Below are 24,001 nucleotides of genomic sequence, written 5' to 3'. Positions count from 1 at the left end.
ACAATGTCGCGCTTTGGTGCAGGCTTTTAACGGTTAAGTCGCCCTAGAGGATGCTTTTGTTTTTCTTTGGTGCGCGTGCACGACTGTTTGCGCCATAAGCGGTGCAGAAACCAAATTTTATTTGGCATCGCAAAGGTGCGAATTTAGAGTAAGTGCACATTGATGGGTCGCGTATTGGGTAAATTATGAGCAAAGAGCCAGACCGCAGAGCGCGCGCCGCGCGTCTTTGCCAACTGCTGGATTGTCACGCCTGCGCCAGCGAGGCGAGTGCGGCCGAGCTGATGGCTGTGCCACAGGCGGTGCTGGAGGCCGACGATAGCTGGCAAGCATACGCGGCTCTGCCCCTGGCCCCCAAGGCCGGGCTGGCGGGGCTGCATGCCGCCTGGTTTTGGGCCGCGATGCGCAGCAGTGTCGATTGCGACCCGGCGCTGATGCCTCGGGTGCAGCGCCTCGGCGCAGTGTTGGTCGCCCATGTCGCCCGCGACGCGAGTCTCGAGCTGAGCGAGCTGCGCCAGCGCAGACGGGCTTGGGACAGTGTCTTTTACCACTTGCAAACCTGGTGCGAGTCGCTCTGGCCTCAGGGGGGTAAGTTTCTCCAGCGTCTTGAGGCTTTAGTAGCATCACTGGAAGCTGGAGAAGACGAAGAGCAAGCGCTGGGCCTGTTTAATCAGGCCTGTAATAAAGAGCTGGATCGCGCTGCGCTTCTGGCCGAGCGTATGCAGGCTTCGGAGCTTGGGCGTATTCGCGCGGCCCACGCTGAGCACCAGGTGACCGAGCTATATAACCAAACGGTCGCCGGTCGCCAGCTGCCAGAATCTGTGCTCGCTTTTATTCAGCAGCAGCTTACCCCGGCGCTGCAGTACGTGCTGATTAATGATTCCGACCAGAGTGCCGTGTGGAGCTTTTGGACCCGCATGCTGCGACTGATGGTCTGGACACTGAACCCCGACAAGTCGGCCGAAGATCGCCAGGCCTTCTTTAATAAAGGCCCGGCGATGCTGTCGCAGTTGGAGCAGGCCGAGCCGCCTCCGTCCTGTTCACCTGCCGAGTATCAGGGTTTTGTTGCGGATATCTCGGCGTTAATCATCAGCTTACTCAAAGGGCTGGGTGTTGAAACTGCCACTGCTGATGCGCGTGCTGTTAACAGTGAAGCCCAGGCGTTAAAGCAATTGCAGGCGGCAGGACAGACCCACCACTTTAGTACCGGCGATTGGTTGGAGTTTCACGGCGAAACGACCCTGCGTTGTCAGTTTTTACTGCAGGCGCCGGGTACCGACCAACTGCTGTTTGTAAATCGCAATGGACAAAAAGCGCTGCAAAAATCCGCCGCGCAAATGCGTGCCTGCCTGGATGCGGACATAGCCCGAGAGATAGCGCAAATACCCGTGGTCTCGGCGGCGATTACAGCGGCCAATGGGCGCTTGGGCCAGTTGGAGGCGTTGTACGAGTCGCGCGCAATCGCTCGCGCCGCGGCCCGCGAGGCAGAGCTGGAGCGTCAGCAGCAGCTGGCCGCAGCCCGCGCCCGCGAAGCGGCTGCGCGCCAAGAGGCGCAGGCCAAGGCCCGCGCCGAGGCCGAGCGGTTAGCGGCCGAGGCCGAGGCGGCTCGGCTGCGTCGTCAGCAACAGCAAGAGGCGGAGCGCCAGGCTGCCCACGAACAGAAAGTGCGCGACGATATAGATAACCTTACCCTAGGTACCTGGGCAGATTTGCCGAGCAAAGATGGGCGCAGTATCCGCTGCAAGCTGGCGGTGAGTATGCGCTCTACCGGCAAATATATTTTTGTGGACCGGGTGGGCAGCAAAGTTGCCGAATTGCACTACGACGAGTTACTGGCAATGGCACTGGCTGGCAAGGCGGTGTTCTACCCGCCCGAGCAGCGTTTTGAAAACCGTTTGGAAACCATAGTGCGCGGCTTAAGGCGCACGGAATAACAAGAAACCTACGCCAAAGGGCTGAATATGAAAACGCAAATAAGCGAGCAGCGCCAAGAGTATCGCCTCGATGCACGCGAGGCGGTCTACATCGAGTTGGAGAGCGAGCAGGCCGAGGGTGCGGGCACGATTGTTCTTAGCCGCTCGACGGATTTGTCCGCCAATGGCCTGCAGGTGGAGTTGGACCGCGCCTTACCGGTGGGGCACATTTACACGCTGTGTGTGCAACTGCGCCGGCCGGACCAGCGCTTTGTGCTCTCGGGCGAGGTGAAATGGTGTCGCGCGGAGGGCGCGCGTTATCACACGGGCATTGCGCTGTACGAGTCGGACCTTACCGCGATAGCGGATTGGAAGGCGGTGATTGCGCATCGGTTACATCAAGAGTAAATTGTTGCCCTTCCCGATAGCGCTAACGCGCTTTTAGCGCTGTACTTTTGGGGAAGCGGCTCTTATGCTTGACCCGCTTTGGGGGCCGCACGCACTGACCCCAGAGCCCCAAATGCCCATATAACGACAAGACCTCGAGGTGACACGTGGCCACATCTTCTGCCAGTAAACTCTCTATTTTAGAAAAATCCGGTTACGCCATGGGCGATGCCGCTGCCAACTTGGTATGGCGCGGCGCGCTGGCGTATCTGGCCGTTTTTTATACCGATACGCTCGGTATTACCGCCGCTGCCGCTGCCGCCTTGCTGCTGTTGGTGCGGGTTTCCGACGGTATTACCGACATTATTATGGGCATGATTGCCGACCGCACCCAGACTAAGTACGGTAAATTCCGCCCCTGGATTTTATGGTCCGCACCGGTGCTGGGCCTATTTATGGTACTGGCGTTTACCGCGCCCAATATCAGTCCCGAGATGAAATTGTTGTGGGCCTACTTTACCTATATCGGTTTAACCTTGGCCTACACGGTCAATAATGTGCCCTACTCGGCGCTGATGGGGGTGATGACTTCCAGCCACGAAGAACGAAGCGTGTTGTCCGGCTACCGGTTTGCCGGCGCGTTTTTAGGTGGCGCTTTGGTTATGGCGGGTACGCCTTACCTGGTGGAGTATTTCGGCCAGGGCGACGAGGCCAAAGGCTATCAGCAAACCATGTATGTGTTTGCGGTTCTATTGGTGGCGCTGTGCGTGATTACCTTTGCCACCACCAAAGAGCGCATTGTGCCCACTGCCAATAGCGGCTCGTTCAAAAAAGAGTTTAAAGACCTGCTGTTTAACCTGCCGTTTATCATTGTGCCGCTGCTGTCTATTTCGCTGTTCTTTTTCAGCCTGACCCAGGGCAGTGATGCGACTTATAAACTTAACCCTTGGTATATGGGGGTGTTTTGTGCGGTGGTACTGGCCGCAACCGGGTATCTGATTCGCAAACTGATTAATCGCCCCGACACGGATACCACGCCCTCGCAGCGCGATTTAATTGACCTGTTAACCAACAAACCCTGGTTGATGATTTTGGGTCTCGGCTTTTTAACCATGTTGTTTAACGGCATTAAATATGTGGTGATTGCCTACTACTTTAAACATTACCTGCACCAGCCCACGCTCACCGGTATGTACTTTTTGGCGCTGCTGATCACCTCGATTTTCGCGGCATTTGTGTGCGGTTACTTCACTCGCTTGGTGGGCAAAAAGACGCTGTTTATTGCCTCTTTGATTATCAGCGGCGTGCTTACCGGCTGTATCTCTTTTTTGCACAGCGAGAATGTCACCGGCCTGTTTGTACTGGGTTGCGCCGCCGAGTTTTTCGCCGCTTTTATGCCGGTGCTGACGTTCAGCATGCTGGGCGATGCTGCCGATTACTCCGAGTGGAAACACGGCCGCCGCGCTACCGGTCTGTTTTACTCCGCCGGTAGCTTTATCCAAAAAACCGGCGGTGGCTTTGCCGGCGCCTTGGTTTTGCTGGTGTTGGGTGGTTACGGCTATGTGGGCACCGACCCCAGTACCATTGCCCAGGCCACTGACGGCATGGTGATGTTAATGAGCTGGATACCCGCCGTGTTTGCGTTTGTGGCGGTGTTCTTGTTGATTGTCTATCCGCTCAACAGTCAACGGATGAGTGAGATTGAAACAGACTTGGAAGCGCGTCGGGCGCAGAGTGTGTGATTTTCATTAAGTGCAATAAAAAGGCCGGGGTTTCCCGGCCTTTTTGCGGTCAAGCTATGAATCAGTGAGTCCACTCCTGCTCAAGTACCGAGGCTTTATCGCCGTCCAGTTTAATTTCCCGCTTAGTGGTTTTTCCTTCTTCCACAAAATAAAATTCGTAGATAACTAAGCCGTCCATTTGTTGGCTTTCTATAATCCGGGCGGGGTGTTTGCTGGGGAAGCTGTTGCTGAATAAGTCTTGTACTGGAGCGGGGGTGTCACCAAGCTGTAGGTCTTTTTGAATCTCCACCGCTTCCCACAAACCCTGATCGTTCAACAACATATCAAATTCTATTTCTTCGCCGTCGGCTGTTTCACCCTCCAGGTCCAGATATTGTTTGCCGTGTTTGGATTCTTTTTCGGCCTCGTGTAATACAAAACCGGGTGCGAGTTTTTCCACAGCCTCAAGTGCTTGCGGCGGTACCTGCTCTACTTGAATATCTTGTTTCTGATATAAGTCTGAACCTACCTCTGATTGCGCGGCGCCAGCGGTGACGGATACGCCTAGTGATAAAAGTACGAGTGTTGGGTGTAGCAAGAATTTCATAAAATGGCCCTATAGCTAAGTAATGAATAATATCTATGCACTGGCAGCTCAGGGGCTCTGTTGGTTTTTTAGTATTTGGTATTTCTTATTCTCTGTGCTTAATGCAACGTCTAGCGGTATTTGGCCGTTGCACAAAGATTCTAACCTATTTAAAAGAACCGTGTGTGAAAGGTGTCAAAGTGCGAGCTCGGCTATTCGAAGCTGGCGTAGCATAAGGTAAGGTGGTTCTGAGGGCTGTAAATAAAGTCGCGCTGGGCCTGCCTGGTTTTGCGCGGCGTAGCGAGTGGTGGCTATTGGGTGGTCTCGGCGAAGGGAGTAACTTGGCAAGTTTTAAGAGGCTTCTACCCCTCACGACTGATTGTTGTGATGACCCACTGAAGTCCGCGTTCAATGTAAAAAGGCACCGCGTAAATGCGGTGCCTCTCGTGTCAGGCTGGATTACTGATAACTAACGGTCCAGCGCTGCGGCTCGCCGCCCCAGTATTCCCACTGGCGGATGTCGCCACCGTCTTCGGTGCTGAACTCGAATACATCCAGAGCCTTGCCGCTAAAGCGCGAGATAATACCGTAGGTGCCATTGCCTTCATCGACAAACTGCCACTGCTGGTTCTCGCCGCCGAAGTATTCCCATTGACGAATTTCGCCGCCGTCTTCGGTGCTCCACTCGAATACATCCAGAGACTTTCCGCTGTGCGCTGCGCGGATGGAGTAGTAACCATTGTTGAGGTTAACGATGTCCCATTGTTGGTTGGCGCTGCCGTTGTCTTCCCACTGTACGACATTGGCGCCGTCATCGTGGCTGCCCGATGCGACTTCCAGCAACTTGCCGCTGTGCACTGAGGTGAAAGATACTCGGCCGTTAGCCAAGGGGCCCGTGGGTTCATCGGCTAGAGTATAGTTGCGAGTAAAGGTCGGCCAGCCGTTGGCAAAGTTTATTTGCATTATGTCCAGACGGGCGGGCCAGCCGTTGGCGGTGCGGCCGTCGTAGTAATGGAAGGTCGCCAAATTTTGGCCGTAGTTATTCAGGTAACCGAAGTGTCCGGGGCCAATGTAAATACCTTCGGTGGCCAGCACTGTGCTGCCGCCATAGTTCCACATATCAACGCCGCCCTGATCGCGGAAAGGGCCGGTAGGGCTAGTAGAGCGACCCATAACCACATAGTAGTTACTGGAGTTACCAACACAGCAATCGCCCAAATTGGCAAACATATAGTAGTAACCGTTCATGTATTGCACTTGAGCGGCTTCAAACTCGTGCCAGGCGCCATTGTTGCCCACGACCGGATAGCGGTTGCCGTTTAGCAGGTGGCCGGTGGCGGGATTAATAGGACGTACGTAGATACCGGCGTAGTGTGAGCCGTACACCATCCACACATTATTGTTGGCGTCGCGGTACAGCCCGGCGTCAATTGCGTTGACCGGTTGGCCGCCCGAATAGGGCTCGTCCATGGTGGAGACCACCATCCCCAAATCTTGCCAGTTGGGGTTGTTGAGCGAGTCGGTCACCATAACGCCGATGGCTGATTTCATGCCGGTGGAATCCGAGAAGGCCGAATAGTACAAATAGTAACGGCCGTTCATTTCAATAATATCCGGTGCCCAAAAGTTACCGTCAAAACCCGGCACCTTATTATTAATCCAGTTTGGATAGGTGTTGGGGGCAACCGGTGAAGGCCCGCGCGACCAGTTAACCAAGTCGGTGGAGTAGAGCGCGTTAATGGGATGGTTCGATGCGCCGGTGCCCGTACCAAAAGTCCAGTAGGTGTCGCCGTCTTTAACAATGGTTGAGGGGTCGTGAATGTCGGTTGTGCCATTCAGTGAAATGGCGTGACCGTGTAAGCATAAAATCAGGCCGACAAATAGGCCCATTACTCTAGCTATGGAGCGAGTTATTATCATAGTACTCTCCGATAATTGATTATTGTTTGGGAGCACGCACTGCAAAAGCGTGTTAACTGCCTATATATAATAGGTATTACAATACTATTATATTTGCTTTGCCTAAAAAGCAGACAAGATCGCGAAATACGCCTTGATCGATATTGATTTGAAATAACACTGCCAGACAGTGCCGAACAAAACGCTATATGGACTTAGATGAACGGACCATTTTGGCACGAGAAGCCTCTTTGGGTCTGGGTAAGACGGCCAGCTTGAATGTACTGCGGGCAGGCATATGCGATGCGTTACGGCAATGGTGTGTTGTACGGAGTTTACTGTACTGGCGCGGCGGGACTCTCTAGCATTTCCTCACGCATTTTTATTGTCTGGGGCAGACCCAGTGCTTAAGGAGAAAGCACCCTATGACGGCGACTAGCTGGTCGGTTTTTAAGGTTTTTCTGCGCCTTGGCCTTACCTCCTTCGGTGGGCCGGTCGCTCACTTGGGTTATTTCCGCGAGGAGTTTGTCACTCGCCGCCGGTGGTTAACGGAAAACTATTACGCGGATTTAATCGCGCTGTGTCAATTTTTACCGGGTCCGGCCAGCAGTCAGGTGGGAATGGCCGTTGGTTATTCCCGTGCCGGGTATTCGGGCGCACTGGCAGCCTGGCTTGGTTTTACTCTGCCCTCGGCTATCGCGCTTATTTTATTTGCTTGGGGGCTCGTAAAGTTTGGTAATGCTGTGCCCTCAGGAGCAATCGATGGCCTAAAGGTGGTTGCCGTCGCTGTAGTCGCGCAGGCGGTTTGGGGCATGGGCCGCAACCTGTGTCCGGATCTTAGCCGCATTACTATCATGGCGCTGGCAGCTTGCTTTGTGTTGCTCGTTCCGTTTGTGTGGGCACAGCTGGCGGTTATAGCGTTGGCGGCGCCTGTCGGTTTGCTACTTTTTAACACCAATAAAACACCCGCTCCGCCGCCACAATCCCCGGCGGCTAAAACCGGTGTTGGATTTGTGTTGTTAGTGACGTTTGCGGTGCTGCTTTTTGCCTTGCCGCTGCTGGTGAGTGTATATCCGAGCCAGGCGCTTGCGATGTTCGACTCATTTTATCGCGCAGGCGCCTTGGTCTTTGGTGGTGGGCATGTGGTCTTGCCGCTGTTACAGGCCGAGGTGGTGCCTGCCGGGTGGGTAAGTAACGATACTTTTCTTGCCGGGTATGGTGCGGCGCAAGCGGTGCCCGGCCCTCTGTTTACCTTTGCCGCCTTTTTAGGCGCAGCTAGCTCCGGCTCGCCTTCGGGCTGGGCCGGTGGTCTCTGGTGTCTGATCGCTATTTTTATTCCTGCGTTTTTACTCTTGCTCGGGGCTCTACCGTTTTGGGATCGGTTGCGTCTTAACGCTCGTATCCAGGCCGCTTTAAAAGGCGTGAACGCAGCGGTGGTGGGCATTTTGCTCGCCGCACTTTATCAGCCTGTGTGGACCAGTGCTGTGCATTCGGTGGAAGATTTTGCTTTGGGGTTGCTCGCCTTGATTGCACTGATGTTTTGGAAACTGCCGCCCTGGTTAGTAGTACTGGCAGGAGGGGGTGCGGGAGTTGCCATTAAGGCAATCTCTTAAGGGGCGTGGGGCTGATTATAGAAGCTGCAAAAGCGCCAACCTAAGTGAGTATGGAGTGAGCGCTAGCGGCGTAAGCGCCAGGCGCATATGGCACAAAGGAATAGGCTGGTAACAACGGGCAGGGCGATAAATGCGCTGCCCAGCCACAACCAGTTTACTTCCAGTGGCCAATAAAGCCCCCAATTATTCTGCGCCAGTTGCAATAGGGTGCGTTCCACCAGAAGCGTGGCAGCTACCCCGCTCAGCATGCCCAAGGCCACTAGGGTCGCGGTTTCGATACCGAGTAACGTGTAAACAAAGCGCCGTTTTGCACCCAGGGTTTGCAGTAACAAAAACTCCGGTAAGCGTTTATCTAAAAGGCCCAGCAGTGTGCTTGCCACACCGATGGCCGCTACCAGCGCGCTCAGCAGTCCCAAGCCCAGCAGAGCGGCTTCGACCCAGTCGAGCATTGACCACAGCTGGGTGATGGCTACCCCGGGCAAGATGGCCTGAGCCGGCTCGGCTGAGTTTTGGTTGATGCTGCGCTGAACCTCAAAGGTGCGAACTTTGTTGTCTAACGTCAGGTAAAACGCCGCCAGGCTGTCGGGGGTGAGATCGGCGCGTGCGCCGATTGCCAACTGTTCAGGCAGGTTTGCTAATTTGGCGGGCGGCCAGTGAATAGCTTCTATTCCATCGAGGCTCACTTGCAGGGTTTTGTCGATGGGAGTACCAGTCGCGGCGAGAATACCGCTAACGGTAAAGGCTCGGGCATCGTGCTTTTGAAAGCTGTGGTTACCCAGGCCGTGGCTTAGGTTTAAAGTGTCGCCCACCTTGAGCCTGAGTTTGTGCGCCACCTCATGCCCCAGGGTCACGTCAAAAACCTGGGTGAAGGCTCGGCCGCTGGTAAAGACCTGACCATCATGCAGCGAGGTAAAATGGTCAAAAAGGCTCGTGTCTGTACCGATAACCCGAAACCCCTTATGACTGTCGCCCAGCATAAGCGGCACTGCGCGAGCGATGGTCGGATCATTCTGCCAGCGGGTAAAGGTGGTAAAGCTCAGCTCGCGGCTGGGAGCACCCACATGAAATGCAGAAAACAACAGCAGATTGATATCGCCGGTAGGCGCGCCGACCACCAAATCAATACCGGCGACGCTGCGGCCAAAAGCCGATTGGGTACCGCGGTATAGCGTGTCGACCGTCAGCAGCGCAACGGTGCTTAATGCAATCATCACAATGCACACCAGTGCACTAAAGCGGCGACTGATCAGACTTTTTAAGGCTAGGCGAAACATCATAGCGGTTGAGCCAACTCCTTAAGGGCCAGGCGCTGGTTGAATTTCTGGCTCAGGCTGTGATCGTGACTGGCGAATATAAGCGTGCAATTTCGCTGACGCACCATGGTAAACAACAGATTGATAAAATCCTGCCGGTTATCGCTGTCCAGTGCCGAGGTAGGTTCGTCGGCCAATATTAACGCTGGGTCATTGATCAGTGCCCGTGCAATGGCTACTCGCTGCCGTTGGCCAAGGCTGAGTTCACTGGCTTTTTTCTGCAGCAACTGCGGGGGCAGATTTAACTGGGCGAGCAGCTCTTGTGCTTTGCGGGCCAGGCCCGAGTCGTGGTTTTGGGCAAAGTGTGCCGCCAGCAAAATATTATCCAGACAGCTCAAATAATCTATCAGGTTCAAGCTTTGAAAAATAATACCCAGCTGCTGTGCCCGCCAGGGTGCCGTTTGGGCCGGTCGGCGCAAGTGCAGGGGTTCGTTTAATACCGTCAGCTCACCATGGTGTACCGGCAAAAGCCCGGCGAGCACATGCAGCAGGGTCGACTTGCCCGCCCCCGAGGGAGCCTGCATAAAAATGGTTTGCCCGGCGGCCACCTGCCAGCGCGGCAGGCGCCATTGGGGACCGCGTGGATGGCCGTACTCTATCTGGTTGATATTAATGCTGAATTCGGCAGTAGCGGACATGGTTTACCGTTAAGCGGAATTTAATGTGTTATGTTATAACGCCATTTTCCGGTGAAGCAAGGTGTGAAATGAAAAGGCTTGTAAGTACTTTAATGGTGCTGACGGTGTGCCTGATAACGGGCGCCGCAGCGGCGCAAGACTATCAAACCATTGAGTGGCCAGATTTAATGCCAGAGGAAGATTTGCAGGCGCTGATGAATCGCCCCGAGTGGATAGACGAAGTTCCTGAGGGTGGCGCCGCGGATCAAATGCCGCCCACCGGAGATGGCATAGCGGGACTGCCCGAGGACGACCCCTACAGCCGCGCACTGCGCTCGGCGAAAACCATCCCTGAGTTTGATAACAAAAATATTCGTATCCCCGGTTTTGTGGTGCCGCTGCGCTTTGGTGATGATCAGCGCATTACCGAATTTTTGCTGGTGCCATTTTTCGGCGCCTGCATTCACCTGCCGCCCCCGCCACCCAACCAGGTGATCTACGCCAAATTCAAAAAGGGCATTGTGCTGGACGCGCTCTACGACCCGTTCTGGGTGTCGGGGCACCTGACCATTGAGCTGGTGGAAACCGATTTATCTCAGGCGGCGTATCAAATGCGCGTGGATGAGATGGAGTTGTATTCGGAGTAAGCTGAACGACGCAGAACGCAGAACGCAGAACGCAGAACGCAGAACAGGGGCGTCGGACGACGGAGGTCTGATGTCTTACGCTACTGACATCAGACATCAGACATCAGACATCAGACATCAGACATCAGACATCAGACATCAGACATCACACATATTTTCCCATGCGAAAAACCGATAAGAAAAAAGAAAAAGCGATTATCCAGGCGTTGACCCGGGCGTGCGAGATAGCTAAAGACCGCGGCGATGGTTTTTTGTGGTTAACGCACTTTGTAGATTACGATCGCTTTCCCGCTTCGCTGGAAGTGGTCTGTGTCTATCGCACGAATAAGCAATTGGCTCGTGCCGACCGGGAGGCAATTATTGCGCTGGTAACCGAGCAATTAAGAGCCATTGATATCAAGCTTGCTGATGGGCGCCGCCAGGTGAGTTTTGATACCGAGGAAAACTGCGAACGGGAACACAACGGGCGCTGGCAGGATCGGTTTGGTTAAAGGCCCCGCTCTTAAACCCTTTGATGAGGGTTATTGGTCAGGTGTTGGCAGAGCGCTAAATGTCGGGTTTAATAGCGCGATTAAAATAAAGAGGGATTTAACATGAACACAGTGGAAGATTATCAAAAAGATATGAACACCGGTTATTACTATGGTGTTCCGGGTGTTATTGCATCGGGTTCTGTTTGGTTGCTGGCCGGTATAGTGGCTTTTGTACACAGTGCAAATATCGGTATTGCGACCCTGGTGCTAGGTGGAACACTCATCTTTCCTCTATCGGTACTGCTGTGTAAGGCACTGGGCCGCAGCGGCAAGCACCAACCGGGCAACCCTTTGGCACCGCTCGCTATTGAGGGAACATTATGGATGCTGTTCTCCATTCCCATCGCCATTGGCGCGGCCTTTTATCGCCCGGAGTGGTTTTTCCCCGCGATGATGTTTGTGATTGGTGGGCGCTACCTGACTTTTAATACCCTTTATGGCAATCGCGTTTTTTGGCTCTTTGGTGTGGTGTTATTTGCCGCCGGTTGGCTTTTGCTTGCGCTGCAGGCACCTGTGTATGCCGGTGGTATTGCCGGTGGCGCAATTGAGCTTGTGTTTGCGTTGCTTATTTTACTTAAGGCAAAAGCTCCGGCCGCCTGAGGCCGGTACTTTCATCTTTTGCTTCAAAGCCTATCCGCTGTTTTCGCCAACCTTGGCGTAACCTGGTTGTTCGCTAAAGTGCAGTGGTTTCTTTGTTCCGCGCATCGGCTCTGCTAAGCTGCCCGCACCCTACCTTGCAAGGAGTCTTACATGTCTTTTGCAGATTTCTCCCGCGCTGGAGAATACAACGAATTTCGTCAGCACGAGCTGCGCAAACGTCGGCTGGTGATGGTCGACGGCAACCTGATGGTTAACGATAACTCTCACGCCATGGGCGAGTCGGCCCGGGCCTACCAAAACGGTTACTGGGGTTTTGCCTCGGCTACCCAGCCCACTGGTGCCGATAAGCTGGGCAATATTGCCCTGGCCAATGCCCAGGCACTGCAGGTTTTTGGCGGTAGCAGTCGTCCCCTGCCGCAGCAAGCCCATCAGGGCGAGCATGGTATTGCCTGCAAACCCAATTGGTCCTCCGAGCAGTTAATTGAATGGCAGCAGTCGGTCAACGACTTGGCGCGCAGCCGTTACGATAAGCTGGCGTCAATGACGGTGCTGGCGCTGGATGAATACCACGATAAGTTTGTCCAGAACAGCCTGGGCGCGCGCACTTACAACAATATCTCCCGCGCCATGATTTACCTGATACTGACGGTAAAAGACAAAGACGATAAACCCGTAGAGCTAATGCAGGTGATTGGCGGCAAGGGCAGCTTTGGTGATTTGGATTTGTCTATGGCCTCGGTTGAGGCGCAGCTGGATGAGCTGTACGAACACTTAATGGCCAAGCGCGAGGCGGTGCACGCCCAGGGTGGTTTGCAGTCAGTGGTACTGGCCCCGAACTTGGCCGGTATGCTGGCCCACGAAGCCATGGGCCACCCCTGCGAGGCCGACCTGGTATTGGGCGGCGCGGTCACCGGCGACATGCGCGGTGAGCGTATTGCCAGCGATTTGATTACGATGATGGATTTTGCCCACAGCTACGAGGGCCAAGAGTTGGCGGTACCCGTTTACGCCGATGACGAGGGTACGCCCGCACAGGATGTGACCTTAATTAAAGACGGCTTACTCACCGACTTTATGCACAACCGCGAGACGGCCGCTACCTTTGATAACCCCGCCACGGGTAACGCCCGCGCCTACGCTCCCGATGACGAGCCGCTGATTCGCATGCGCAACACTGCCATTTTGCCCGGTACCAGTAAGTTGGACGATATGATTGCCGACGTAGAAGACGGCTACTATCTGATGAAAACCGGCAACGGCCAGGCCGATACCACCACCGAATTTATGTTCAGTATTAACCTCGGCTACGAAATTAAAAACGGCAAACTGGGCCGCGCCATTAAAGACACTACTTTGTCGGGCTCGGCGATCAAAATGCTGCAATCGGTGGATGCGGTGTCGGGCGATATGCACTGGGACAGCAGCGGTTACTGCGGTAAAAAGCAGCCCATGGTGGTGTCCATGGGCGGCCCGGCGATTCGCGCCAAAGCACAGTTGGGGGGTGAATAATGCACGAGCAAGCCAGTAAGATTTTACAAGCGCTTACCGGCGCCGGATTTGACGATGCCCGCGTCAGTATTACCGAGGCCGACGTGAACGAGCTGAATATCGCCCACAACCATGTCAGCTTAATGCGTACCACCCAAAACCAATCACTGGCGGTAATGGCGATAAAAGACAAGCGCCGTGTAACCGCATCGGTTAGCAGTCTGGATGAGTCGGTAATCGAAAAAGTCATCGCCGATTTACAGCGCGATGTGGCCACTTCACCTCATGACGAAGCCTATGCCGTGGCACCCGGACAGAGCGGTGATTTTACCAAGGGCCCGCAGTCGGTTGATCGCGATGCCATTGCCGCCGCCGCTAAATCTTTGCTGCAAGCGCGCAGCGAGGAGTTTCCCAGCTTTCAAATTGAAGAGTGCGCGATTAAGCACACCCTGGCCAAAAACACGTTAGTCACTACCGCCGATACCCAGTTGAGCTCGTCGGTCGGCAGCTACGAAGTCATGATTATGGGCTCCAGCAAAGACGAGCACGGCAGCAGCTCGTTTACCTACACCGGCGGTGAAATGGATGCGTTACCTGAGCGTCTGACCGAAGTGCTGGATATTGGCGAAATCATGGCCAACAGTGTGCAGGAAACCCAAACCAGCATGATCAAAGAAAAGTTTACCGGCGATGTGGTGCTTATGCCCATGGCGGTGATGGATTTGATCGGCTGGCTCACCAGCCAGCTGGGTGACGGCGCCTTGATTAGCCAGACGTCGGTGTATCAAAAGTCCGTGGGTGACATGATTGGCGCACCGGCGCTGACCATTCGCAATAACCCCGAGGGGGCAGGCGAGCGCGCCTACAATGGTGAAGGCTTTACCATTGGTCCGGTCACCTTGGTAGACGGTGGCAAGCTGACGCGATTGCTGCCTACCTACTACGGCAGCCGCAAGCTGGATATTCCCTACACGGCATCGGGCGGTAGCTGGAGTATTGACCCCGGCAGTATCAGCCGCGCCGATATGCAGGCAAGCGTCGCGCATGGCGCTTTGGTGGGGCGTTTATCCATGGGCAGCCCGGCGCCCAATGGTGACTTTTCTGGAGTGATTAAAAACAGCTTTTTACTGGAAAACGGCGAGCGCACCCAAGCACTAACCGAAACCATGATTACCGGTAATGTCGCGCAAATGCTGCAGGATATTCAGGCCATCAGCGCCGAGGTGTCCGACTTTGGCGGCAGTCGTTTGCCTTGGGTAAAAATCAGCGGTTTGCGGTTTTCTTAAGGCTCGGTTGAAAGGTGTTTGATAGCCGCCCCGCGTGTCGTCTTTTATAAAGGCGACACGCCGCCAGGTTTAAGCATTACCGAAGTATTTAAAGCGTGATTATAAAAACGTTAAGGGAGTAACTGATGTCTGATTTTAAAATACCCTCCTGCCCCCATTGCCATAATACCCTGAGGCGTCGCGATAGGGATCGTCTGATCGCGTTTGGGCGTTTTAACCGGAGCGTTCGCTGCGGCCAATGCGGTGAGCGCTTGCAGTGGGATAGTGCCGCAAAAAAAACGCTAAAACGGATTTTTTATGTTTGGTTGGCAGGAGCTTGTATTTTTTTCTATGGCACCTTAAGTACCTATAAGCTGGTCCCTTTCTTTTCGGGGTATGGTCCTTTGCTAAGCGTGTTGGGGTTGGCCATAGGGTTGGGGTGTTTTGTTATCGCTCATTACCGGGCGCAACACTGTTCGCTTGAACCCGCCGCTTAGGTAGCACAAATGCGGCAGGGTATTCAGGCTATCAGCGCCGAGATGTCCGACTTTGGCGGCGGCAGTTTGCTCTGGTTAAACATCCGTGGCTGGCGGTTTCCTAATCGGACTTCACCCTCCAGAGCAGCGGGTAGGGAAACTGCTCTGGAGGATTAGACTCAACTGTTAACGGCCGCTTCGATAGCGGCTATATCAATCTTTTTCATCGTCAGCATAGCTTCAAAGGCACGTTTGGCCAGGGCGGCATCTTCGCTGGTGACGGCGCGGGTTAATGCCACAGGGGTAATTTGCCACGAAATTCCCCACTTATCTTTGCACCAGCCGCAGGCGCTTTCCTCACCGCCGTTATCAACAATGGCGTTCCAGTAGCGGTCGGTTTCCTCCTGAGTTTGGGTCGCCACTTGAAACGAAAAAGACTCGTTGTGCCGAAAGACGGGCCCGCCGTTTAACCCCAGGCAGGGAATGCCTAAGACCACAAAATCTACCGTCAGTACATCACCGGCTTTGCCCGCCGGATAATCGGCGGGGGCGTGGTGCACGGCGGTGACCTCAGAGTCGGGAAAGGTGCGGGCATAGAATTCGGCGGCGGTTTGTGCTTCACCGTCATACCAAAGGCATACGCGGTTTGCGGCAATGCTATTCATACGTTTTTCCTGTGTTCGAGTAGTTGCTGTAGCGTTGCAAGGGGTTAGCCATCAAAAATAACTTGAAAACCGCCGTATATCAGCCGCTTGCCGTCAAAGGGCATGGGGTTGGCATCGCTGCTCATGCGCTCGTCTTCCATGACCTTTTGCATGCCAGCGTTGCGCGCTTCTTTTGAAGGCCATTCAATCAAGCCAAACACCACTGTTTCGTCTGGTTTACATTTAACCGCCATCGGGAAAGACGTGGTTTCGCCCTCGGGTACGTCGTCACCCCAGCACTCGGTTAATTTAATCGCACCGTGCTCTTTAAAACATTTGGCGGCTATTTTTACGTGTTGCAAATACTCCTCTTTGCGGGCCGTGGGTACAGCCGCTACAAATCCGTCGATATAGTTCATGCGAATCTCCTGTGAAAAATGTTATGGCAAAATGCAGCGTGCATAGGTTGCCCGCCGCAAACCCGCAATCGCCTGATAAATGACGACTGTTACAGCATAGTCGGTTGCCGCGACTGTCAATCGACAGCCGCGTGTAAAAAAATGAGAATTAAAAGCCTAGGGGGGGGCCGAATTAGGGCTCGTTATTCCTAGAACAACAGCATGGCCATTAACACTAGAATGACTGCGGCAGCGAGCGCAAAGTAGCGCCCCAGATTCGCGCCTGCCTGAAGCCTGCGCTGGTGTTTCTCTAAATACTGATGTAGTTCGGGGTCTGAGAGCTGGGCACAGTGGATACACTGTTCGGCGTCGGCAGGGGATTGCAGGCTACAGCGCGAGCAAGTCTTTACTTCGGTTGGAGGTGGTACCGGGATGTATCGCATAACAACTCCCTGTTATTTCTATTTTGTTACCTGAGTGTCGCGTTTTGCGTGCGTTAAGTCAAAAAAGCGCCATCTTGGGGTCTGCCGCACGGGCTTTAGCATTGGGGTCGATCAATAATGCTGAGAGTAAACACGAGCGGCACGCGAATTTAATAATCCTACCCCGATATTAAGGCTGCAAAGATAACAAACCCGCTTGCGGCGTCAGCTGCCATTTTGCATTTCGCGCTGTCGCATGGGCATGGCGTCAATTTGTTGAAACAGGGACTTTAACAAAAGCTCGCTTTCGTCATCTTTGACGCCGCCATCCTTGCCAATCAGCAGTACCTGGGGTGTAGAGCGGTGGTATTTTTCAGTCATTACAGTGGCAAAGTCGTCACTGAGTTTACCTGAATAGTTCGATTGCGTGGCGCCATCAGAGAAAACAAACCAGACGATGTCCCGCTCTTGCACGGCCGCACTCTCACGTCTTAACGCCTTTACCACGGCTTGCGGTTTGTCTGTCCAGGCAAGGATAATTCGGTTCTCCCATCGTAGAGGCGCCAGGTCGTTGAGCGGCGCCGAGTAACCTGTCGCCGCAAACGGGAGTAGGGTGAGCAGCCATAGTCGCCAGGGTTTCATAGCATCTACCGTGAATCAGTGTGACTGTGACATCGCAGTGAAGGCGGGTAAGCCCCGCCCCGTATTTTCACTTTGGATATACGGTGAATTGTGCAGCGCGATCACTCGTGCTAATAAATTCGGCGCTAATGACGGTGGCGCCTCTGTGGTACAGTGAGTTTGAATAACATCTTGTTAAGCACTTACACCTGTTAAGCAGTAACAAACAGTATTGGCACTTTGTATGAATGAGCAAAAGGGTAAAGAAGCAGCGCTTCGCGTGACCAGTCTTGAGGCGCTTGCGGAGTTGGCCGACTATTCGCTGCTGGATACTTTGACCCGCGATCCAGATGCGACGGACGACGGCGAGGATTATCGGCCCCGGGAGGTCTTTTCGGGCCACTATGTTCCCGTCAAACCCACACCTATTCCTGAGCCCGAGTATGTTGCCCACAGCAGTGACTTTTTTTGCGAGCTTAGTTTTGACGACAATCTGGCACACACAGAGGGCTTTCGTCGCCTGTTTTCCGGGGATATGTCTGACCTTCCCGCGTCACTGCGCAAAGTCGGTTGGGCCACGGGTTACGCGCTGTCGATTTATGGCACCGAGTACACTCAGCAATGTCCGTTTCAAACGGGTAACGGCTACGGTGATGGGCGCGCCGTGTCGGTGCTCGAGGCGGTCATCAACGGTCAGCGCTGGGAGATGCAATTAAAAGGCGGCGGCCGCACACCATACTGCCGTGGCGCCGATGGGCGCGCGGTCTTGCGCTCCAGTGTACGCGAGTTTTTAGCGCAGGAGCATATGCACGCACTGGGCGTGCCTACCTCCCGCTCGCTGTGTTTGTATGTTTCTAAAACCGAGGCGGTCAAGCGGCCCTGGTATACGCAAGGCTCGTCCAATACGGACCCGGATACATTGGTCTCAGAGCCAGTGGCTATCTCCACACGGGTCGCTCCATCTTTCTTGCGAGTGGGGCAGCTGGAGCTGTTTGCCCGCCGGGTTCGCGCCCAGGCCCATGCCGATTCATTAGAAGAGTTGGAGAAAATTGTTCTGCATTTGATTGACCGCGAATACTCAAGCGACATCAATCCCGAGTCGCCCCTGGCCGACAAGCTGCTGGCGCTGACCTCGGCTTTTCGTGAGCGTTTGACGTCGCTTATCGCCAACTGGCTGCGGGTAGGCTACTGCCAGGGCAACTTTAACAGTGACAACTGCGCGGGCGGCGGCTATACGCTGGACTATGGGCCCTTCGGGTTCTGCGAGCGCTTTGATCCCTACTTTCAACCCTGGACCGGCGGCGGACAGCACTTTTCGTTTTTTAATCAGCCGGCGGCGGCGGAGCAGAATTTTCTTTCCTTTTGCAGCGCACTGCGGCCTTTGTTGACACCTCACCCAGAACAGCTACAGACATTCGACGAGCTCCAAAAGGGTTTTGGCGCTGTCATGCAGCAAAAGCTTGAGACTATGTTCGCCGAAAAGCTGGGGCTCAAAACCCATAATGCCGAGCTGCTTAACGAGCTTCTGGCGCTAATGATGAAAACGCCGGTGGATTACACCATCTTCTTCCGCGAGCTCTCCTATATACCTGAGAGCCTGGAGCCTTTGCGGCAGAGCTTTTATCAAGCGCCGTCAGCCACGCTTGAGGCGCAATGGTCGAGCTGGCTGGAAAAATGGCGTTCGCTAATTGGTAAGAGTAATGCTGCCGAGGTGTCACAAAAAATGTTGCAGGTTAACCCTAAATACACCTGGCGCGAGTGGTTGGTAGTGCCCGCCTACGAGAAAGCGAAGCAGGGCGATTACTCTTTGGTGCGAGAGCTACAAGATGTGTTAACCCGGCCCTATGATGAGCAATCGCCGCAAGTCGAGGAAAAGTACTACAGGCTCAAGCCGCCGGAGTTTTTTCTGGCCGGCGGGGTATCCCACTACAGTTGTTCGTCTTGAGCCCGCAACAGGTCGTAAATGATTGCACTGCATGCGGGGGCTCGGGCAATGCCGCTGAGTGACGCCCCAAAACCCTGGCTCTAACTCAAATCGTTCCCTTTGCTATGGGGGTAAGCGATACGCACTTTTTCCATCAGGCTCAGGCCGATTTTGCGGTCGTAGTAGGCCGCCTCATTGATAAACGCCCCGTACACGGTTTGCTCGCCCTGGTAGGTTATTGTCTCGCCGGCCAGGGTGATAAACAGCGGGTCGCCGGGGGCAATGGGTTGATAATCTCGATCTTGTAGATCGGGGTGAATCATACCGGCGATTTCGCCGTGTTCATCGACCGGGAAGGGGATTTTTTCGATAAACCGGTAGCCGGTTGTTTCGGCGGGTATCTCGGGTTTCTGGCCTTGGTTGTATTGCTCAAGGTAATCCAGCGCGTGCATCACAGCCTCGTGCGTATCGGCGTACACCTGGTGCTTTAACAGCCCCTGGGGAATGGGCCCCACTTCGATCACCAATCCGCCATAACGCCCCATGGAGCGCAAAAAATTGTCTTCCAGCCGGTCGCTGGGTTGAAAAAATAAATGCGCGTCTGGCATTTTTTGCTTGATGTAAAAGGCGGTTCCGATCACCAGCGGGTGATCGGAGTTAAACACCACGGTCATGCCCATATTGGCGGTGGTGGTGTGCATATCGATCACAAAATCCACCCGCGGGTTTTCTTTGGGGCCCAATTGCTCGTTGATCATCTTGGCTTGCTGCTGTTCGCTGCCTTGCAGCGCCGGGTTTTGCAAATCTTTGAGGTTGAACTGGCGGTTTAGGTCCTGATCGATATAGCGTCGCATAGCCTTGATGGCCGCCGGGTTGGTCAGGTGAAGCTCGGTGGCAAAGCTTTCGCGCGCAATCTCCTCAGGGTTGGATTGCCAGTGCTTGACCAGATAGACACCGGTAGACTCGTTGCCGTGTGTGCCGCCGGTGACTGCAACTTGCGTAATGATGTCGTTCATACCGTAATGGGTCTCGGAGTGAGATTAAAGGGTGCGGGGGATTTGCGATGAGTGATGATGCACAATGGGGTTAGGTTTGGACAGATCCATTACATAGCTGAAGCGTGCCTCAAAATTCAGAACTTCACCGTCGACGGCAAAGCGCCAGTTGTAAATGCCGCCCAGGGTATAGAGCTGGTTTGATAAATCCTGAACGATCAAGGTTTTTTCATGTAACGCAATACTCAGCTCCGGCCGGCTGCCCAACTGTTCAAAGTACTCGCGCAGCTTTTCCGGTGTGTTGCGGGTGCGGTTGGAAAAGGTGGGAATCAAAACCGCGTTTGCATCGTACAGGTTGAGCAGAGTTTCTACGTCGGCGTTGTTCACCGCTTGCATCCATTGATCCAGAATTTCTCGGGGGGTTGGCTGAGTCATTGTTTTTCCTCGTCTTGAAGGCGAAAAATATCGGTTAAGTGTGGTTTGTGTTGGTTTCCAAAAATCGAATTCTTTTACCCTGTGGGGTTTCGGTTAACTGTTCGTCGCGCACGACGGCTTTGCCGCGTATTACCGTATGAATCGGCCAGCCTGTTATGGGCATGCCGTCGTAAGGTGTCCAGCCACTAATGCTGGCAATCCAGTCGTTACGGATAATCCGCTCGGCCTTCATGTCCACCAGAGTTAAATCCGCATCATAGCCCAGCGCGATACGCCCCTTGCCCTCGATGCCGAAAATCCGTGCTGGCCCCGCACTGGTCAGGTCGACCAAGCGCTGCAGGCTGAGTCGACCGGCGCTAACATGATTGAGCATGGTGGGCAGCAGGGTTTGCACCCCGGTCATGCCGCTGGGGCTTTGCGGATAGGGCTTGGCTTTTTCTTCCAGTGTATGGGGGGCGTGGTCACTGCCGATTACGTCCACTACTCCATCTTGGATGGCTTGCCAAAGTGCTTGCTGATGGTGCCGCTCGCGCACCGGTGGGTTCATTTGAGCCAAGCTGCCCAAGCGCTCGTAGCATTCGGGTGCGTGCATAGTGAGATGATGCGGCGTGGTCTCCACGGTGACGCGTCGTTTATGCTGCGCCAGAAACGCCATTTCTTCGGCCGTGGTGACGTGCAGTACATGCAGACGGCGACCGGTTTCCTCGGCAATTGCCACCACGCGGCGCGTCGCTTTAAACGCGCTTTCCACATCGCGCCAATTGGGGTGATCGCAGACGTCGCCACTGGCCTCGGCAAGCATTTTGCGCTCGATCAGCCGCGCTTCGTCTTCGGCGTGTACGGACATACGACGCTTGCCGTTTTTTAAAATGCGACGCAGCACTTCGTCTTCATCGGCCAGTAAGTCGCCAAACGAGCTTCCCATAAATACTTTGACGCCCGCGCAGCCGGGCAAAGTTTCAAGCGTGTGTAAATGCTCGGCATTGGTAGCCGAGCCGCCAATGTAAAACGCATAGTCGCACCAGGCGCGTCCGTCGGCCGCATCCAGTTTGGCTTTTAAGTCGGACTCCCACAGGGTGAGCGGGTTGGTATTGGGCATTTCAAATACCCCGGTCACGCCACCGAGAACGGCGCCTCGGGTGCCGGCTTCTAAATCTTCTTTGTGGGTTAAGCCAGGCTCGCGAAAATGCACCTGGCTGTCGATAACTCCCGGAAGAATATACAGGCCGGTGGCGTCGATGCGATCTTCTGCCGTCCAGGTGCGGTGTAATTCACCCAACGCGACAATCTGACCGTCGATGCACGCCAGGTCGATACGCTCGGCGCCATTGGGGGTGATCGCGGTGCCGCCATGGACCAGCAGGTCGGCGTGGCGGGCGTTTAGCCTTTGCGATAGCTCCCGTGTGTGACTCATACCGAGTGGCTCCCCAGGCGTTGCCACAAAGCCCGAAGCCCGTCAGCGCGAGTGTTTTGATCCGGCGCTTTGACTTCATCCAGCAATCTCTCAAGTGCCTGCTCTATTGGCAGAACGCCCAAGTCTTCGCCATCGCGGGTGCGCACTGCTACGGTGCCCGCGTCGCGCTCTCGGCCGCCGGCGACCAGCAAGAAGGGCACCCGCGCCAAAGTTTGTTCGCGAATTTTGTAGCCAATTTTTTCGTTGCGGGTATCTGCTTCGGCGCGCAGGCCGGCACCGCGCAGCAATTGGGCTACGTCTTGTGCGTAGGCGGCGTGGTCATCGGTAATCGACAGCACGGCCACTTGCACCGGCGCCAGCCAGGCGGGCAATTTGCCGGCAAAGTGTTCGATCAGAATACCGGTAAAGCGCTCCAGCGATCCGAACAAAGCGCGGTGCAAAAGCACCGGACGTTTGCGCTCGCCGTCTTCGGCGACATACTCAATGCCGAAGCGTTCGGGCAGGTTCATGTCCACCTGCAAAGTGCCGCATTGCCAGTCGCGGCCAATGGCATCGCGCAGTACAAATTCCAATTTAGGGCCGTAAAACGCACCTTCGCCTGGGTTGAGCTGGTAGCTCAGGTTCATGTCTTCCAATGACTTAACCAATGCGCCTTCGAGCAGATCCCAAGTTGCGTCATCGCCCATGCGGTTGTTCGGGCGGGTAGAGAGCTTGAGGTGGATATCGTCAAAGCCAAACTCACGGTAAATATCCAACACTAGCGCGACAATCTCGCGGCACTCGCTGTCCATTTGCTCTGGCGTGCAGTAAATGTGGGCATCGTCCTGGGTAAAGTGGCGCACACGCAATAGTCCGTGCAACGCGCCCGAGGGTTCGTAGCGGTGTACCTTGCCAAACTCGGCCATGCGAATGGGCAGGTCGCGATAACTTTTTAAACCGTGACGATAAAGCAATACGCTGCCTGGGCAGCTCATGGGCTTGAGTGCCAGCACGCGACCGTCTTCTGTCTCGGTGGTGAACATATTGTCGCGGTAATTTTGCCAATGGCCGGAAATTTCCCACAGGCTGCGGTCCATGGCATCGGGAGAATTAACCTCGACGTAGCCGGCGTCTTGTTGCCGACGTCGCATATAGCTGATCAGTTCTTGAAACAAGGTCCAGCCGTGTGGGTGCCAAAACACCGCGCCGGGGGCATCGTCGTGAAAGTGAAACAAATCCAGCTCGCGCCCCAGTTTGCGATGGTCGCGCTTTTGCGCCTCTTCAATGCGCTGCAGATACGCCTTAAGGGATTTTTTATCCGCCCAAGCGGTGCCGTATACACGTTGCAATTGCTCATTTTTGGCGTCGCCTCGCCAATAGGCGCCGGAGAGGTTGGTGAGCTTAAAGTGTTTGAGAAAGCGTGTATTGGGCACGTGCGGGCCGCGGCACATGTCCACGTACTCCTGGTGAAAATACAGGCCCATTTGCTGTTCGTCGGGCATATCTTCCACCAAGCGCAGCTTATAAGTTTCCCCGCGCTGGCGGAAAGTTTCGATCACCTCATCGCGCAGCAGTACGCGTTTGATGACGTCGTAGTCTGAGCTAATCAACTCACGCATACGAGTTTCAATCGCCGCTAAATCTTCCGGGGTAAACGGCCGCTCGTAAGCGATGTCGTAATAAAAGCCGTCATCGATCACCGGGCCGATCACCATTTTTGCCTCGGGATAGAGCTGCTTAACCGCATGGCCGATCAAGTGCGCGCAGGAGTGGCGAATGATCTCCAGTCCTTCATCATCTTTGGGGGTGATAATCTGCAGCGAAGCGCTTTGATCAATCGGATCGCAGGCATCCACGAGTTTGCCGGCCACCTTGCCAGCGAGGGTATTTTTTGCAAGCCCGGGGCCGATGGCGCTGGCCACATTCAGAACTGAGGTGCCCGTGGGGAATGTCCGCTGCGAGCCATCGGGCAGGGTGAGAGTAATGAATTGAGGGGCGCAGGTTGGTGTAGCTTGGGTCATGGCGATGCAATCTTCGTTAAATGGTAATGATGGTGGCTTACACAGAGGGCTCATTACGTAGGTAGAGCTCGCGGGCTAAGTGCAGCTCTCTTT

The 24,001-nt window shown here is 54.7% G+C and carries 22 protein-coding genes; 10 read left to right on the top strand and 12 right to left on the bottom strand.

The window, feature by feature from the left end:
* The first annotated feature begins 185 nt into the window (after positions 1-185).
* The 3 genes from NHM04_RS08600 (at position 186) to NHM04_RS08590 (ending at position 4,039) form a co-directional block, all read left to right on the top strand.
* Entirely contained in the window at positions 186-1,931 is a 1,746-nt protein-coding gene (locus NHM04_RS08600) for a DUF1631 family protein (protein WP_254266567.1), read from the top strand.
* A 27-nt stretch (positions 1,932-1,958) separates the two neighbouring features.
* On the top strand, positions 1,959-2,318 hold the full coding sequence (locus NHM04_RS08595) for a PilZ domain-containing protein (protein WP_254266566.1): 360 nt from the start codon (positions 1,959-1,961) through the stop codon (positions 2,316-2,318).
* 146 nt (positions 2,319-2,464) lie between these two features.
* Positions 2,465-4,039 (top strand): MFS transporter, encoded by a 1,575-nt coding sequence (locus tag NHM04_RS08590; protein WP_254266565.1) that lies wholly within the window; start codon positions 2,465-2,467, stop codon positions 4,037-4,039.
* Between the two features lie 61 nt (positions 4,040-4,100).
* On the opposite strand, the gene NHM04_RS08585 is transcribed toward NHM04_RS08590, so the two are convergent.
* Positions 4,101-4,625: a PepSY-like domain-containing protein gene (locus NHM04_RS08585; protein WP_254266564.1), complete on the bottom strand. Its 525-nt coding sequence runs from the start codon at positions 4,623-4,625 to the stop codon at positions 4,101-4,103.
* Between the two features lie 438 nt (positions 4,626-5,063).
* Positions 5,064-6,524, bottom strand: coding sequence for a family 43 glycosylhydrolase (locus NHM04_RS08580; RefSeq protein ID WP_254266563.1), 1,461 nt, complete (start codon positions 6,522-6,524; stop codon positions 5,064-5,066).
* A gap of 404 nt (positions 6,525-6,928) precedes the next feature.
* Between NHM04_RS08580 and chrA the strand changes: the two genes are divergently transcribed.
* The gene (gene chrA, locus NHM04_RS08575; protein WP_254266562.1) at positions 6,929-8,116 is read left to right on the top strand and encodes a chromate efflux transporter; all 1,188 of its coding nucleotides are present in this window, start codon (positions 6,929-6,931) and stop codon (positions 8,114-8,116) included.
* A gap of 62 nt (positions 8,117-8,178) precedes the next feature.
* On the opposite strand, the gene NHM04_RS08570 is transcribed toward chrA, so the two are convergent.
* Together NHM04_RS08570 and NHM04_RS08565 are read right to left on the bottom strand one after the other, a co-directional pair.
* The gene (locus NHM04_RS08570) at positions 8,179-9,393 is read right to left on the bottom strand and encodes an ABC transporter permease (RefSeq protein ID WP_254266561.1); all 1,215 of its coding nucleotides are present in this window, start codon (positions 9,391-9,393) and stop codon (positions 8,179-8,181) included.
* The gene (locus NHM04_RS08565) at positions 9,390-10,067 is read right to left on the bottom strand and encodes an ATP-binding cassette domain-containing protein (RefSeq protein WP_254266560.1); all 678 of its coding nucleotides are present in this window, start codon (positions 10,065-10,067) and stop codon (positions 9,390-9,392) included. Before NHM04_RS08565 ends, NHM04_RS08570 begins: the two co-directional genes overlap by 4 nt.
* 68 nt (positions 10,068-10,135) lie before the next feature.
* Between NHM04_RS08565 and NHM04_RS08560 the strand changes: the two genes are divergently transcribed.
* The 5 genes from NHM04_RS08560 (at position 10,136) to NHM04_RS08540 (ending at position 14,600) form a co-directional block, all read left to right on the top strand.
* Entirely contained in the window at positions 10,136-10,693 is a 558-nt protein-coding gene (locus tag NHM04_RS08560) for a DUF3299 domain-containing protein (RefSeq protein WP_254266559.1), read from the top strand.
* A gap of 161 nt (positions 10,694-10,854) precedes the next feature.
* Positions 10,855-11,184 (top strand): hypothetical protein, encoded by a 330-nt coding sequence (locus NHM04_RS08555; protein ID WP_254266558.1) that lies wholly within the window; start codon positions 10,855-10,857, stop codon positions 11,182-11,184.
* 102 nt (positions 11,185-11,286) lie between these two features.
* Positions 11,287-11,826, top strand: coding sequence for a hypothetical protein (locus tag NHM04_RS08550; RefSeq protein WP_254266557.1), 540 nt, complete (start codon positions 11,287-11,289; stop codon positions 11,824-11,826).
* Between the two features lie 150 nt (positions 11,827-11,976).
* The gene (locus tag NHM04_RS08545) at positions 11,977-13,335 is read left to right on the top strand and encodes a TldD/PmbA family protein (RefSeq protein WP_254266556.1); all 1,359 of its coding nucleotides are present in this window, start codon (positions 11,977-11,979) and stop codon (positions 13,333-13,335) included.
* On the top strand, positions 13,335-14,600 hold the full coding sequence (locus NHM04_RS08540; RefSeq protein ID WP_254266555.1) for a metallopeptidase TldD-related protein: 1,266 nt from the start codon (positions 13,335-13,337) through the stop codon (positions 14,598-14,600). Before NHM04_RS08545 ends, NHM04_RS08540 begins: the two co-directional genes overlap by 1 nt.
* 634 nt (positions 14,601-15,234) lie before the next feature.
* On the opposite strand, the gene NHM04_RS08535 is transcribed toward NHM04_RS08540, so the two are convergent.
* The 4 genes from NHM04_RS08535 to NHM04_RS08520 form a co-directional block, all read right to left on the bottom strand.
* A complete protein-coding gene (locus tag NHM04_RS08535) occupies positions 15,235-15,720 on the bottom strand; it encodes a VOC family protein (RefSeq protein ID WP_254266554.1) in 486 nt (161 codons plus the stop codon).
* A gap of 44 nt (positions 15,721-15,764) precedes the next feature.
* Positions 15,765-16,118, bottom strand: coding sequence for a DUF1428 domain-containing protein (locus NHM04_RS08530; protein WP_254266553.1), 354 nt, complete (start codon positions 16,116-16,118; stop codon positions 15,765-15,767).
* A 188-nt stretch (positions 16,119-16,306) separates the two neighbouring features.
* The gene (locus NHM04_RS08525) at positions 16,307-16,540 is read right to left on the bottom strand and encodes a hypothetical protein (protein WP_254266552.1); all 234 of its coding nucleotides are present in this window, start codon (positions 16,538-16,540) and stop codon (positions 16,307-16,309) included.
* A gap of 204 nt (positions 16,541-16,744) precedes the next feature.
* The gene (locus tag NHM04_RS08520; RefSeq protein ID WP_254266551.1) at positions 16,745-17,161 is read right to left on the bottom strand and encodes a DUF4174 domain-containing protein; all 417 of its coding nucleotides are present in this window, start codon (positions 17,159-17,161) and stop codon (positions 16,745-16,747) included.
* A gap of 223 nt (positions 17,162-17,384) precedes the next feature.
* Between NHM04_RS08520 and NHM04_RS08515 the strand changes: the two genes are divergently transcribed.
* Positions 17,385-19,085 carry a YdiU family protein gene (locus NHM04_RS08515; protein WP_254266550.1) on the top strand — a complete coding sequence of 567 codons (1,701 nt, stop codon included), beginning with the start codon at positions 17,385-17,387 and terminating at the stop codon, positions 19,083-19,085.
* An 80-nt stretch (positions 19,086-19,165) separates the two neighbouring features.
* On the opposite strand, the gene NHM04_RS08510 is transcribed toward NHM04_RS08515, so the two are convergent.
* Genes NHM04_RS08510 through thrS form a run of 4 tightly spaced genes read right to left on the bottom strand, consistent with a single transcriptional unit; the run spans position 19,166 to position 23,908 of the window.
* Entirely contained in the window at positions 19,166-20,080 is a 915-nt protein-coding gene (locus NHM04_RS08510; protein ID WP_254266549.1) for an aspartoacylase, read from the bottom strand.
* A gap of 24 nt (positions 20,081-20,104) precedes the next feature.
* Positions 20,105-20,494 (bottom strand): nuclear transport factor 2 family protein, encoded by a 390-nt coding sequence (locus NHM04_RS08505; RefSeq protein ID WP_253969072.1) that lies wholly within the window; start codon positions 20,492-20,494, stop codon positions 20,105-20,107.
* A 34-nt stretch (positions 20,495-20,528) separates the two neighbouring features.
* Positions 20,529-21,908: a dihydroorotase gene (locus tag NHM04_RS08500; protein ID WP_254266548.1), complete on the bottom strand. Its 1,380-nt coding sequence runs from the start codon at positions 21,906-21,908 to the stop codon at positions 20,529-20,531.
* A complete protein-coding gene (thrS, locus tag NHM04_RS08495; RefSeq protein ID WP_254266547.1) occupies positions 21,905-23,908 on the bottom strand; it encodes a threonine--tRNA ligase in 2,004 nt (667 codons plus the stop codon). Before thrS ends, NHM04_RS08500 begins: the two co-directional genes overlap by 4 nt.
* Positions 23,909-24,001 lie beyond the last annotated feature (93 nt).

Source organism: Gilvimarinus sp. DA14, from assembly GCF_024204685.1.
Lineage (GTDB): Bacteria > Pseudomonadota > Gammaproteobacteria > Pseudomonadales > Cellvibrionaceae > Gilvimarinus.
This window is presented reverse-complemented; position numbering and strand designations above follow the sequence as displayed.